This is a genomic window from Streptococcus mitis, assembly GCF_003942695.1.
Taxonomy (GTDB): Bacteria; Bacillota; Bacilli; order Lactobacillales; family Streptococcaceae; genus Streptococcus; species Streptococcus mitis_BD.
On record NZ_RJNU01000010.1, the window covers coordinates 66,547 to 80,291 of the forward strand.

15 protein-coding genes are annotated in these 13,745 nt (G+C 41.3%); 1 reads left to right on the top strand and 14 read right to left on the bottom strand.

Annotated elements, in window-relative coordinates:
* Positions 1–3: 3 nt before the first annotated feature.
* From D8852_RS08005 to D8852_RS08035, 7 genes are all read right to left on the bottom strand, one after another.
* Complete coding sequence (locus tag D8852_RS08005; RefSeq protein ID WP_125425364.1) at positions 4–813, bottom strand: purine-nucleoside phosphorylase; 810 nt, start codon at positions 811–813, stop codon at positions 4–6.
* Positions 813–1,370 carry a DUF1697 domain-containing protein gene (locus D8852_RS08010; RefSeq protein ID WP_125425365.1) on the bottom strand — a complete coding sequence of 186 codons (558 nt, stop codon included), beginning with the start codon at positions 1,368–1,370 and terminating at the stop codon, positions 813–815. Before D8852_RS08010 ends, D8852_RS08005 begins: the two co-directional genes overlap by 1 nt.
* A 1-nt stretch (position 1,371) precedes the next feature.
* Entirely contained in the window at positions 1,372–2,583 is a 1,212-nt protein-coding gene (locus tag D8852_RS08015) for a phosphopentomutase (protein WP_125425366.1), read from the bottom strand.
* A 23-nt stretch (positions 2,584–2,606) separates the two neighbouring features.
* A complete protein-coding gene (rpiA, locus tag D8852_RS08020; protein WP_125425367.1) occupies positions 2,607–3,290 on the bottom strand; it encodes a ribose-5-phosphate isomerase RpiA in 684 nt (227 codons plus the stop codon).
* 105 nt (positions 3,291–3,395) lie between these two features.
* Positions 3,396–4,325, bottom strand: a complete 930-nt coding sequence (locus D8852_RS08025; protein ID WP_000411189.1) for a peptidase U32 family protein — start codon at positions 4,323–4,325, stop codon at positions 3,396–3,398.
* A 124-nt stretch (positions 4,326–4,449) separates the two neighbouring features.
* Positions 4,450–5,130 (bottom strand): ABC transporter ATP-binding protein, encoded by a 681-nt coding sequence (locus tag D8852_RS08030; RefSeq protein WP_125425368.1) that lies wholly within the window; start codon positions 5,128–5,130, stop codon positions 4,450–4,452.
* A 13-nt stretch (positions 5,131–5,143) separates the two neighbouring features.
* On the bottom strand, positions 5,144–6,199 hold the full coding sequence (locus D8852_RS08035) for an ABC transporter permease (protein ID WP_125425369.1): 1,056 nt from the start codon (positions 6,197–6,199) through the stop codon (positions 5,144–5,146).
* 385 nt (positions 6,200–6,584) lie between these two features.
* Here D8852_RS08035 and D8852_RS08040 point away from each other — a divergent pair, with 385 nt between their 5' ends.
* Entirely contained in the window at positions 6,585–6,869 is a 285-nt protein-coding gene (locus tag D8852_RS08040; protein WP_125425370.1) for a DUF3270 domain-containing protein, read from the top strand.
* Between the two features lie 64 nt (positions 6,870–6,933).
* Here the strand turns inward: D8852_RS08040 and D8852_RS08045 are convergent, their stop codons facing one another.
* The 7 genes from D8852_RS08045 to D8852_RS10100 all read right to left on the bottom strand — a co-directional run.
* Positions 6,934–8,271, bottom strand: a complete 1,338-nt coding sequence (locus tag D8852_RS08045) for a sensor histidine kinase (protein WP_125425371.1) — start codon at positions 8,269–8,271, stop codon at positions 6,934–6,936.
* On the bottom strand, positions 8,261–8,935 hold the full coding sequence (ciaR, locus tag D8852_RS08050; protein WP_000590630.1) for a two-component system response regulator CiaR: 675 nt from the start codon (positions 8,933–8,935) through the stop codon (positions 8,261–8,263). Before ciaR ends, D8852_RS08045 begins: the two co-directional genes overlap by 11 nt.
* A gap of 109 nt (positions 8,936–9,044) precedes the next feature.
* Positions 9,045–11,591, bottom strand: coding sequence for a M1 family metallopeptidase (locus D8852_RS08055; RefSeq protein WP_125425372.1), 2,547 nt, complete (start codon positions 11,589–11,591; stop codon positions 9,045–9,047).
* Between the two features lie 122 nt (positions 11,592–11,713).
* Complete coding sequence (locus D8852_RS08060; RefSeq protein WP_125425373.1) at positions 11,714–12,154, bottom strand: ASCH domain-containing protein; 441 nt, start codon at positions 12,152–12,154, stop codon at positions 11,714–11,716.
* Entirely contained in the window at positions 12,151–12,999 is an 849-nt protein-coding gene (locus tag D8852_RS08065; protein ID WP_125425380.1) for a putative PEP-binding protein, read from the bottom strand. The genes D8852_RS08060 and D8852_RS08065 overlap by 4 nt, the downstream gene beginning before the upstream one ends.
* Positions 12,977–13,477: an NUDIX hydrolase gene (locus D8852_RS08070; protein WP_125425374.1), complete on the bottom strand. Its 501-nt coding sequence runs from the start codon at positions 13,475–13,477 to the stop codon at positions 12,977–12,979. The genes D8852_RS08065 and D8852_RS08070 overlap by 23 nt, the downstream gene beginning before the upstream one ends.
* A gap of 43 nt (positions 13,478–13,520) precedes the next feature.
* Positions 13,521–13,745, bottom strand: a 225-nt coding sequence (locus D8852_RS10100; protein ID WP_221762950.1) for a hypothetical protein, incomplete at its 5' end; no start/stop codon positions are given.

Genomic DNA, 13,745 nt, shown 5'->3' on the forward strand with positions numbered 1-13,745 from the left:
ACATTACAATTCAGCAAGAATAGCTTTAAGCAAGCCTTTGAAATCACCTTTGACACGCTCTGTTACTTCAACCACTTCCTCATGGTTGAGTTCCTCTTGGAAACCAGCAGCGTGGTTAGTGATACATGAAATTCCTAGAACTTTCAAGCCTGAGTGGGCTGCTACGATAACTTCAGGAACAGTGGACATACCAACTGCATCTGCACCCAATGTCTTATAGGCACGAATTTCTGCTGGTGTTTCATAAGTCGGACCGGTTACACCGATATAGACACCTTCATCAAGCTTGATACCGAGTTTTTTAGCCACTTCATGGGCAGTAGCACGGTATTCTGGTGTGTAGGCTTTAGACATATCAGGGAAACGTGGACCAAAATCATCCAAGTTTTCACCCATCAATGGATTTTGACCCGTCATGTTGATATGGTCTGTGATAGCCATCAAGGTACCAGGACCAAATCCAATACCGCCAGCTGCATTGGTTACAATGACACCTTCACATCCGAGAACTTTCATCACACGTACTGGGAAAGTCACGACTTCAAGAGGATTTCCTTCGTAGAAATGGAAACGACCTTGAAGAGCCAAGACCTTGCGACCTGCAAGCTCTCCATATACCAATTTACCAGCGTGTCCGACTACTGTCGAACGGCCCCAGTTTGGAATATCTGCATAGTCTACTACAACTGGATTTTCGATTTCTTCCGCCAATTCTCCAAGTCCTGATCCGAGGATTAGACCGAACTCAGGCGCTAATATTCCCTTTTCTTTCAGGAAAGCAGCTGTTTCCTTGATTTTATCTAAAAATGTCATTATGTGTCTCCTTTATTATTTTTTAGCATTTGACCGATTTTATCAAAGGTTTTTGCATTGCGAATGGTGATGCTGCGATAAAAAGGCATCTTGAGCAAGTGCTTGTGATAGGCAGTTGCATAGTAGGATTCTTCAGAGAATTTCCCCCAGAAAATCCCAAGTCTTCCAAAATGAACCACTTCATCTTTCAGTTCCAAACTTTCAACTTTCTCAATGACTTGAGCAACACCCAAGCCCTCCGTGTAGAAGAGGACATCCTTTCGTGCCAAATCTTTGGTCCACCATTCAGGCAGATTTTCAAGTTCCGCTTCAAAGTCCTCTAGACTCAGCAAAGAAAAGCTCTGAATAAATGGATAATGGACTTCAAAGAAAGCCTCTAACTTTTCAACCAATTTGGCTTTGGGAGCTGTCGCAGTAAAGAAAATGTTGCCACTGTTGATGTAGGTTTCAACTTTTTCCAGTCCCAACTCTGTCAGTTCTTGACGAAGTTGCGCCATGACAACCTTATTTTTCCCACCGACATTAATGCCCCTTACCAGTAAAGCATAGCGTTTCATCTTATACCAATTTATCTAAGAAACTTTCCCCAATCATGGCAGTTTCAACACCAAAGTTATCCGCAACTGTCGCTGAGATATCTGCAAAATGTCCAACTGGAATGACACCATTTCCTTTAAAGGAAGGACTGTAAGCTAAAAGTGGGATATATTCACGAGTGTGGTCAGTTCCTGCATAGGTTGGGTCATTTCCATGGTCCGCAGTAATCAAGAGAAGGTCATTCTCTCTCATGGCAGCTATAATTTCAGGCAAGCGTTCATCGAACTCATGCAAGCAATCACGGTAACCATGAGCATTGCGGCGGTGGCCGTAAAGGGCATCAAAGTCAACTAAGTTTGTGAAGGAGAATCCTTTTTCAAACTCAGCAAGACCCATGGTCTTCAATAGTGTATCAATTCCATGGCTGTTTGACTTGTTGTGGCCCATGTCATGGTTGATACCAGCACCATTAAAGATATCGTTGATTTTACCAACAGCATAAGTATCGATACCCGCTTCATTGAGTTTATCGAGAACGGTTGGAGCAAATGGTGAAACTGCCAGGTCACGACGGTTTGCCGTACGAGTGAAGTTACCTGGTTCACCTACATAAGGACGGGCAATGATACGTCCTAAAAGGGCTGGGCGCTCAAGGGTGATTGAACGTGCGTATTCACAGATACGATACAATTCATCCAAAGGAATAATGTCTTCGTGGGCAGCAATTTGCAAAACAGGGTCAGCTGAAGTATAGATAATCAACTCTCCAGTTTCCATCTGACGTGGTCCAAAATCATCGATAACAGCCGTTCCTGAGTAAGGTTTGTTGGCTTCACGAATGACCTTACGTCCTGAAAATTCTTCGATCTTTGTCAAGATTTCTTCTGGGAATCCGTCCCAGAAAGTATCGAAAGGCTCGGTAATGTTGAGTCCCATGATTTCCCAGTGTCCAGTCATAGTATCCTTACCAAGAGATACTTCTTCCAATTTTGTCGCATATCCAGTTGGATTGCTTTCAGCTGCTACAGTCTTAAGAGGAGTTTCACGAGGAATATTTCCTAGACCGATTTTAGCCATGTTTGGGACATTCAAACCAACTGTTTTTGAAATGTGTCCTAATGTGTCAGAAGCTCCATCTGGAACCCCTGCATTGACAAAGTTATTGGCATCTGGTGCAGCACCGATTCCCACAGAATCCAATACAACCAAGTGAATACGATTAAATTTTGACATAGTGTATCTCCTTATTATTTTAGTTATCTTGCTTTTGTTGAAGTTAAAATCTGAACTCCATCTCGTCCAGCAACGATGACCTTATCCACCATTTGATTGAATAAGCCGTGCTCTACAACACCAACGATATGGTCCAATTCTTGTCCGAAATCAATTGGATCTTCAATGACAGCCAAGGCAAGGTCAATGATAAAATTCTGCATATCGGTCACAAAACGTTGGCCGTCTTTTTCACGGAAACTTGGTTTGTAGCCAGCACGTTCAAAACGACGAAAGACTTGTTCTGCGCCATACTGAACCACTTCTACTGGCAATTTAAAAGCACCCAGTTTCTCGACTAGCTTGCTTTCATCCACTACCCAAATATATTCTTTTGAGGGCGTTGCGACAACCTTCTCCATCAGAAGGGCACCACCACCACCTTTGATTCCATTAAACTGATTATCCACTTCATCCGCCCCGTCGACTGTCACATCGACAAAGTCTACTTGGTCAATAGACTTGAGTGGGATATTAAGCCCTTCAGCCTGTTTACTAGTCACACTAGAAGTCGTTACAGCTGTAATCTGCAATCCTTCTTCCTTGATACGACGACCGATTTCTTCTACAAAATAATAGGCAGTAGAACCCGTTCCCAGTCCGACAACCATGCCATCCTTGACAAACTCAGCAGCCTTGATACCTGCCATTTTCTTCAGATTTTCCACTCAAACACCTCCATAAAAGAGCTACTTCTATTATAACATGTATCCGTTTTTATTTCATGGATACACTAGAAAAACCCGAACATTTTTATTTCGGGTTTTGATGTCCTATTTAACCATATCAGGATCGTAGTCATAAAATCCTGTATCAAGGAAGCGATTTTTAGGGTGAAGTTTACGCACTTCTTCATCCAGCAAGAAGGCTTGGTCATGGCTAAAGTTACCCTCTTGAATCAAGCTACGCGCTTGGATAAAGAGTTTCGCAATCTCAACAAAGTTCTGACCTGGAGTATAGAGACCTTCTAATTTCCAGTGAGTAAAACCATGCTCCACTAATTCTGTCAATTTAGTCATCAAATCAAGGTCATTGTTGGCAAAGATGTGGGTCCCATGATTGTCTTCAAAGATGGAGTAGTGGCTCTCTGGGTCACTTGGTTCAGCCAAGAAAAGGTCACGCTTACGGGTCTTTTCATCATCGATATGCGTAAAGTTATAGTAGTTTTGCAAGAGCGGACGTTTAGAATGGTGAATAACACTAGCTCCGTAAACCAAAACTTCAGCAGGAATTTCCAAAATCTCTGGCATTTTGAAGAGTTCAGCCGATGGAATTTCACGCGCCAAAACCGCCTCAGATGCGCCAGCTTTTTGTCCCCAGAAATTTATCTGACGACTGCTAGTTACCATGGTTGAAGCATCGTAGATGGTCTTAAATGAATAACCATCGCGGTTGACTACGTAAAAGACACCTGCATCCCCAATCGTAATGTAGTCTGTCTTGATTTCTTCCAAAAAGTCTAAGAAAGGCTTGATACGATCCATCATATCTTGGTGCATGAGGGCATTGACTGCAACGATCAATTCCTTACCAGCATCATGAACCAGCTTAGCGATTTCACGCAATTGGTCATGACTAAAGGTCGTTGGCAGACGAAGACCAAAATCTTTCTCACCGACATAGATACGGTCTACGCCAGCTTCGAGCAGTTGTTTAACTTGTTCAATACTTTCAGCAGTTGCTGTAATGATAATCTTTTCCATAAGAAAAATTATACCACATTTCTCAAAAATCAGCTATGGGTACTGAGAGTTTCACAAAAAGTTAAACTTATTTCTATCTTTCCCAATCAAAAAGTGAACAGTAACTTGTACCATTCACTCTATTTTATGCATGTGTTTCTTCAACTAGGTGGCCATCGTTCATGACATAAATACGGTCAACCTTATCAAGAAGACGAGTATCATGCGTAATCATAACAACTCCTCTGCCTTGTTCATGGGCAATGGCAGCCAGCATCTCCGTTACTTGGTAGGCACGCTCAGTGTCAAGACTGGCTGTCGGCTCATCTGCAAGCACAATACTTGGATTGTTATAGAGCGCTCTAGCAATCGCGGCACGCTGACGTTCGCCACCCGATAGAGCCTTGGGATACTGATCTTTTACTTTTTCCAAATCCAACAAGTCAAACAGCTCTTTTCGGTCACTTTTACTATTTTTTCCCTTATCTAGTCCGTCTATCAAATCCAGCTGTTCCTTGACCGTTAGAAAAGGAATTAAGTTTGAAGCCTGAAGAATGAAACCAAACTCTCTAAAACGGAGATCTGTTTTTTCCTTCTCCGTTAAACTGCCTGTTTCCTTCCCTTTGACTAGAATCTTTCCACTCGATGCTTCCTGAAGTTGTCCTAGAGTTGTTAGAAAGGTCGTCTTTCCAGAGCCTGAAGGCCCAACGATAGCTACGAACTCTCCCGCATTTAGCTGAAAATTCGTCTCATGCAGGGCTACGACTTTCATCTTTCCTTCTCCGTAAGTTTTTGTCACTTGAGTCATTTCAATCAATGCTGTCATACTATTCTCCTTATCACTCTGCAATCGCAGTAATCGGGTCCACCTTTAACAAGCGTGGAAGTGAAATGACACCACCTAGAAGGGCCATCAAGCAAATTACCAAACTTAGGACAGAGTAAGCTATCCAACTTGGGTAGAAAAAGAAGGTAGCTGGTAAGACTAAAATCACTCCTCCGATTGCCAGCAATGCTAATCCAATCCCCATACCGGCTAGGAGGAAGATTTGACAGAAAAGAGACCATACAATGGTTTTGATCTGTATACCCTGAGCCCGCATTATTCCATATAGTCCTAGTTTTTGGATGGTAATGATATAAACAAAAATCCCCACAATCAAGCCAGTGATGACAATCATAGCAAGAATCATCCCTGAAAATACATTAACCTGAGGTGTGTAACCAGGAATTTTCGAAATCATTTTTGGAATGGAAATCTGTTTCAGTCCATCCCCGACCACTTCTATATCATTTTTCAATACCAAAGCAGAGATGGAACGATTGGCTTTCAAGGTTCCTTGTAAGGTCCAATAAGTTGTCAGACTCGTAAAGACAACAGGCTCGGTGAAAAATTTATTTCCTTGAGTCAGGCCTACAATCTTGTAACTTGCCTCGCTTCCATTGAGCTGAATGGCATCACCTAGCTTCATCCCATAGTTCTCAAAAGACTGATCCACGACAACCTCATCATCTTTTTCAGGATAACGACCCTCCGTCAAACTAGGAGAGATAAAAGAGTCCCAGTCTTGAGCAAAAATGGAAACATTGACCTTTTCACTACCATCGACTAGATTGGTTACAGCGAACATATAGCCCAATGGAGCAGCCTCTTCAGAACTCTTGTCCTTGTAGTCCTTTTCAGGAATAAAGGATGCTGTCAAGTTATCATTTGCGTAGTCGGATAAAACGACACCCGTTGCTTGCCAATTATCAATAGCTGCTCGGTTGTTTCGCACAAGACCAAGAGCTAGACTGGTCATAAAAAAGACCATAAAAGCGATAAGAAAAATGGTCGTTAAGATCATACTATATCGAAGTTTGTTTCGTAATATCTCTTTGATAGCAAGATACATGCTTATCTCCTTTAACTTTCCCCAGAGGTAGCAAGAAGGCCACCCAATCCAATAGACAGAATTTCTGTCTTATCATCCATTCAAAACAACTCCTACCTATTATTTTAAAATGAATCAAGGTAGCAACTCAACAAATCATCTTAGGAAAAAGCCTCAGCTTGCTATCAATTTATATAAGTTATCCTTTCCTTTCTCAGTATATTTATAATAGAGAAAGTCAGGTCATCTGTTTTAAGTGTAGCATCCATGTTATCACTTTCTCTAGTGGGTGTCAAGAAGAGTGACTTAGAAGATGATAAGAGACTTTAGTAGTTTTGTAACCATTCTGTAACAATCCTCTGCATAAAAAATGATAAAATAGTTAGGTACTGTTAAGGAGAGAATCATGCCCGCAAGAAAATTAGAAGCTTATGAGTTTGAGCAAATTCCAGAATCGAAACAAACTCCGCTTTATCAAGACTATACACCTGAAGCCCCTGTTGGCTCTAGCCTAAAAGAGATTTTATTTTTTGTAAATATCGCTTGTTTTTGTATTTTTATGGTGCTTTTTAGCTTTATCTTTTTAGCCTTAAAATTGAACACAGCTTTATCATTTATTGCTGCTATGGGAACAAGCTTCGCACTTTTACAACTTCAACGAAAGATGATGAAACGAAAATTTTCAAAATAAAGGTTGCTACTACTACCAACCTCTTTTCAAGTTATCGAAAAAGACAGTTATAAAACTGCCTTTTTTATTTATTCCTACGTTTTGAAGGAGATTGAATAGCGATCTTAACTTCAAAAATTGTTCCTCTAGGTTTGTTATCTTTTACACTAATCGTTCCTCGTAAGGCATCTACGATCTGCTTAGCCAAAGATAATCCAAGGCCAAAGCCACCTTTCTGACGGGTTCTCGCCTTGTCTACACGGTAAAAGCGGTCAAAAATTTTCTTCTTGTCAGCAGCTGAGATTCCAATTCCATTATCCGTTACTGTTAGATAGAGGTGGCGATCTGTAGCATAAACCACAAACTCAATTTTCCCATCTTCTTCGGTATACTTGATGGCATTGTCAAATAAGATGGTCATGAGCTGTTTTAGGAGCAACTGATCAGTCATGAAGGGACGATAAATCCGATTTTCATAGTCAAAAACACGATCATTTTCAGAAGCAATCAGCTCATAGTTAGCAAAAGTTGTTTTAAAGAATTGCGGAGAAACTTCTGCTATTTCTGGTTTGATTCCATCATCGCGACGTGCAAGGTTGAGAAGATTGGTCGTGAGGAAGCGCATGTTGCGAACTTCTTCGAGGCTAGAAGCAATGCTTTCGCTGGATTCCATGATCGTCGCTTCTGGTTTTCGAAAGAGAGTCTCTAAACGATTTTGTAAAACGGCCAAAGGTGTTCTCAGTTCGTGACTCGCATTTTCAACAAAGGACTTCTGCTTTTGCATGCTTTCCAGCAAGGGTTTGACACTGACACGTGCTAGGTAAACACTGGCAATTAAAGACAGAAGCCAGAAACTAGCCATCACTACAACAATTAAATGCTCGTGGTTTTGGCTGATTTGCTCAAGCTGGCTGGTATTGATCAAGACTGCCGCATATTTGACATTGCTTGAAACGGTGGACGAATTGGTTTCCATCAAGATCATTCGGTAAGTTTCTTCCTGACCGTAGCTATTGACAACTTGGATTTGGCGAATGTGATTCAACTCTTTCTTGTCCAGTTTGATCTTGTCCAAGCCTAAAAAGCGATTGCCCAGTAAGAGCTGATTAAAATCCTTGTCAAAGAGCAAGACTTCCGTATTGGAGCTGACATTGGGCTTGATTTCAGCCTTGCTGGCATCCGCTGTTGCTGGTTGAATATCTTTGACTTCTTCAGTTGCCCGATTCAGGGATAACTGGATAACCGCTTGGGGACTGCTACTAAGGGCTTGGAGTTTTTCATCTACAGAAGTGTAGAGACTCGAGTGCATGACCTGGAGGATAATCAAGGTCATAGCAGAGAAGATCAGGGTGAACACTCCAAAGTTTCGAATGAAATAGCTGAAATCATCTGCATACCATGTTTTTTTTAGTTTATTGAACATCTTTTAAAATATACCCGACACTACGCAAGGTTTGAAGATTCTCAGCAAAGGCTGTTCCCTTCAATTTCTTACGAACTTTTGAGACATAGACTTCTACAACGGAAATCGTCGTATCGCTATCAAATCCCCATAGACGGTCAAAAATTTGCGTCTTAGGAAGAATAACATTTTGATTTTGAAGGAAGTAAACCAATAACTCAAACTCTTTTCCAAGTAGTTCCACAGGAGTATCTTCCACTTTCACTTCATTCGTTGAAAGGTTGACGACAATATCTCCATAGGTCAAGGTGTTTTCGTTAAACTTACCTGAACGTTTGAGAAGGGCTTGGATCCGCATTTTGAGTTCTTCTAGGTAGAAAGGTTTGGTCAGATAGTCATCCGCTCCCAACTCAAAACCATGTCCCTTGTCATCCAAACTTTCCTTGGCAGTCATGATAAGGACTGGTGTCGTAATTCCTTTTTCGCGCAACTCTTTTAAGACTTGGAAGCCATTTTTTTCAGGCAACATCAGGTCAAGCAGAATCAAGTCATAAACGCCACTTTCTGCTTCGTAGAGACCTTCTTCTCCATCAAAAACCTGCATGACATCTGCAAAATCATCTAAAAAGTCAAATACTGAGTTTGACAGGCCTAAGTCGTCTTCTACTAATAAGATCTTTATCATCAGAAACTCCTCCTTGTTATGATTATTATACCAAAATTGCCTTAAAAAAAACTCAACTCTCTCTGGTTTACAGATAGAAAGTTGAGTTTTTGTTTACATTTCGAATGAATTACGCTTTGGCATATTGGGCTACAACAGCTTCGACTGCTGCTTTTTCACGCTTAATCAAATCAACACGCGCTGCGATATCCTTGATCCCCATGCGAATGTTACGGCTAAGAGCAAGGTCAGAGAGTTGTGGCTCAAAGAATTCCTTGTACTCTGCCAAGCGTTGCTCTGTCTTAAATACATGGGCAGGTAGGATAACAAAGCTATCAAAGCTCATATCCCCACCAAGAGCTGCCTTGATCCACTCCCAGTTTTCACGCGCCCATACCCAAACAGTTTCTTGAGTTGTTTGATGATCTAGGAACTGGTAATACCAAGCAGACAAGTCTTGTGGTTTCACAACAAACTTATCCTTCCACGAACTAATCAAGGTTTGGATATTGTCAGCATCTGTACTGTAGGCTAGAGCAGCTGCCAACTGGCGTTTGAAAACAGCATCTGTGGCATGAGTGTAGAGGTCCAGATAAGTTGCGACCAAGTCCTTGGTCTCATGGTGTTTCATCTCATTGATGAGAACTTGTGCACGGATAGCTGCTGGAAGGCCTGCAAGATTCTCCTTGTGAGCTGCAAAGATTTGGCTAGCGACTTGACTAGCTTCTGCATCATTGGAGCGAATCATCATAGAAACAGCCAACTGACGAACCAATTCATCCTCATCTGATTCTCCGTCTTTAGCTTCAAAGCCAAGACGGTCATAGTTATGACGAGCCAATTTAGCAACTAGTGATTTGAAGGCTGTTTCAACATCTGTTCCTTCATCGATAAAGCGCTCAAGGGCAGAAATCACTTGAGAAACAGCTGAAACAACAAGGTAAGACTCTTCCTTAGCAAGTTTATTAAGGACTGGGAGCAAGTCAGCATAAGAAATGTGCCCTGCTTCAGCAAGCAAACGACGTTCTTGAACGATTTGTAGTTTGCTTGTGTTATCAAGCTCAACTAAGTCAGCAAGAACAGCATCTAACAAGTCTCCTTGATAGTCTGTAATATAGTGGGCTGTATTTTCAGTGTTGAGACGAAGGGCTCCTTCGTTTTCAGCAAGAAGAGCAGCATAGCCGGGGATTTCGATACTTTCAGTTTCAAGTGTATCTGGTAGGCCTTTCCAGTTGCTGTTGAGTGGTACAACCCAGAGACGGTTCTTGTCTTCGTGCTCACCGATGAAGAATTGTTTTTGCGAAATCTTCAAGACGTCATTTTCAACTTTGACAGTGAGAACTGGATAACCAGGCTGTTCCAACCAAGAATCCATGAAGTCTGCAACATCACGTCCCGATGCTTGACCAAGGGCATTCCAAAGATCACGACCAATGGTATTGCTGTACTGGTGCTTTTCAAAGTAAGCATGCAAGCCTTTAGCAAAATCAGCATCTCCGAGCCAACGGCGAAGCATATGCATGAGACGGCTTCCTTTGGCATAGACGATAGCTCCATCAAAGAGGGTATTGATTTCATCTGGGTGTTTTACTTCAACGTGAACAGACTGAACACCATCAGTCGCATCGCGTTTAAGCGCCGCTGGAACACCGCCTGTTTGGAAGTCTTCAAAGATATTCCAACTTGGCTCGATGGCATCCACACAGACGTATTCCATCATGTTAGCGAAGCTTTCATTAAGCCAAAGGTCATCCCACCATTTCATAGTCACGAGGTTCCCAAACCATTGGTGGGCCAACTCATGTGCTACAACTAGGGCAACTTGTTGACGGCTAGCAAAGGTTGAGTTCTCATCTACAACCAAGTAAACTTCACGGTAGGTCACAAGACCCCAGTTTTCCATAGCACCAGCTGAGAAGTCAGGCAGGGCGATGTGAAGTGATTGAGGGATTGGGTACTTAACTCCGTAGTAATCTTCGTAAAACTCGATCGAGCGAACGGCGATGTCCAATGAGAAATCAAGGTTAGATAGTGGGTGAGCTTTGGTTGAGTAGACACCTACGAGGGTACCGTTTTTAGTTTTAGCCGTTACCCCTTGCAAATCACCTGCAACAAAAGCTAACAAGTAAGAAGACATGCGAGGTGTTGTTTCAAACTTCCAGATGCCTGTTCCCTTTCGGTTTTCCACATCAATCTCAGGCATGTTTGACAAGGCCACTTCACCTTCTGCCTGGTCAAAACGAAGAGCGAGGTCAAAAGTAGCCTTGGCTTCAGGCTCGTCCACACATGGGAAGGCTTCACGCGCAAAATGGCTTTCAAACTGAGTAGACAAGACTTCCTTCTTGACACCATCAACTGTGTAATAAGAAGGGTAAATCCCTGTCATGTTGTCTGTGATTTTTCCTGAAAAGGCGATGACCAATTCAACTTGACCAGCCTCAGCCAATTCGATATGAAGGGCTTCATTTTCATGGTCAACTGTAAATGGACGAGCTTGACCCGCAACTTCTACAGAAGCGATTTCCAAGTCTTTTTGGTGAAGGGAAATACGGTCACTCTGCGCTTGACCAGTGATGGTCACCTTCCCAGAAAATGTCTTGGTCTCACGACTCAAGTCCAAAAATAAATCATAATGTTCAGGAACAAATTGCGTAATAAAATGTTCAACTGCTTGCATAGTTTTCTCCTATTCTAAGTTTAAGAGTTTTACTCTTACTTCAAACAAACTTATTATATCATGTTTTGCTTAAGAAAAAAGGATTGGACGGTGATTTCCAAAACTTTCTTCCTTCTAGCGATCTACTGTGGATAGACCTTGCGAAATTCTTCTAAAACAACCTTGCTGTCAGGTGTGAAAGTCAGTCCTGCCTCCCTCAGCCACTCGGTGAAACAATCTTCATGAACCTGGCGCCAATAGGCTAAAGATTTATCCCCCTCCCCTTCCTTGTAGGCATGGTCAGCAGAAACTTGATGAAAGGGCTGAACGGAAACCTTGGTAATTTCGACAATGCAGATAGCCTGATTTTGACTATCTAAAATGACATCGAAGGTCCCTTCTTGTGGAAGAGGTTCGTCTTCTAGTGCGTAGAGGTCATAGGCCGAGGCAGTTGCTGTCTTTTCGCCTCTTAGAACCAAGTCGGCCAAGAGATCAGCTTCCACTCCAAAAGCCCAGGCATCTATCTCATCTCCAATCGAGGGATTGATTTTCTTGTATGCATTCCACATTTCTTGAGGTGTCATGGGTTGCTCCTTTGTAATTTTTTACTTTCTTCTTTTACACGTTTGAGGTGGTCTGGATGATCAATCTCTAAATCAAAAATCTCTGGAATAGAACTGTAGTGGATAATGCACTTTATACCCATCTGATTCATTTTTTGTATGAAAGAATCATTCAGATAGCCTGCTACAGCAAAGTCAATCTTTTTCATACTTGCTTTATCCTGCATATCTCTCAGAATATCTAACATTATTGGACTTTCCATATCATGCCATTGACTGTTTCTCACAGTCGCAAAAACAAAAGAAGTCAAATCATTCATTCCAACTATAATCTTTGAAATACCCGTTTCTATTATTCTGTCCAAGTCAAAATAAGCTGACGGTAATTCAATCATTGTGCCGATTTTCCCAGTAAAACCATGCTGACGTAATACTGTAATAGCTTGTTTTAACTGCTCGGCATCATTGACAAAAGGAAAAATAACAGACAGATTGGGATTTGTTTGATAAACTTCTGTAACGACATGTGCCTCAGCCTGAAATTCATTCGGACACGCCAGCAAACGCCTTATCCCTCTATATCCAAACAAGGGATGATTTTCATCAAAATACTCTTTAGTCCCCTTTAGACAATTAGCTTCTGTATTCGTTAATTCTGAAAAACGATACCAGACTTCTTCATCTGAGTACAAGGAGCAAATGGTATCTAGATAATCTTTTACAAATTGCTGACAACTTGATAACAAGATATTTTGATTGAGCTCTCTCAGTAAGTATTCTCCACGAATCATACCGACGTGGTGCAATAACTGAGGATACACTTTTTCAACAATTTGTTCTCCACTAAGGACAAGTTGGTTTCTCATCATTCACCTTCCAATTCATATACAAGGTCTTGTCCAGCTCTGGAAATCCTAATAATTCAGACTTGACCTTCAAGACTAATGGCGATGCATTTTCTTCTGTGATTTTCTGAATATCCATCCAAATATATCCGAGTGAATCATTCGCACCATCAGAGACAGCTTCCGAAATCGTAACTTGAGCTTCCTTCTCGTTGACCTCAATATCATAAAATGCCATGATATGGTGAACAGTAAAATTTGTTAACTCTTCCCTGACGAAAACATCGTAGATTCGAGGATTGGAATAGCTTCTAACAGTAAATCCTGTCTCTTCCATAACTTCTCTAATCAGCGTTTCCGTCAATCCTTCACCAAGTTGCTGACTGCCTCCGGGTAAATCATAACGATGTTGATAAGGGCCCCTCGTTTTTTCAATGCAGAGTAACTTCCCATTTTCAAAGCAAACAGCATAGACTCCAAAGTGTTTTTTGATTTCCATATCCTAATCCCATTTAATTCGTGATGAAACAATACTAATTGTTCTACTTAGAAATATCTACATTTAACTGCAATAAAATCTTTTCCAGATCATGATAATTGACGCTCTGTATAAAATTTATCGAAGCTATAAAATCATTTTCCACGATAATCAAATACTTTATTTTCTTCATACTAGAATCATTATAAATAGTAAATCTAGTTAAGCTCCCTAAAGTTTTTTTGCTATAACATACTCCTTCATCTTCAAAATTCTTTATTATATCATC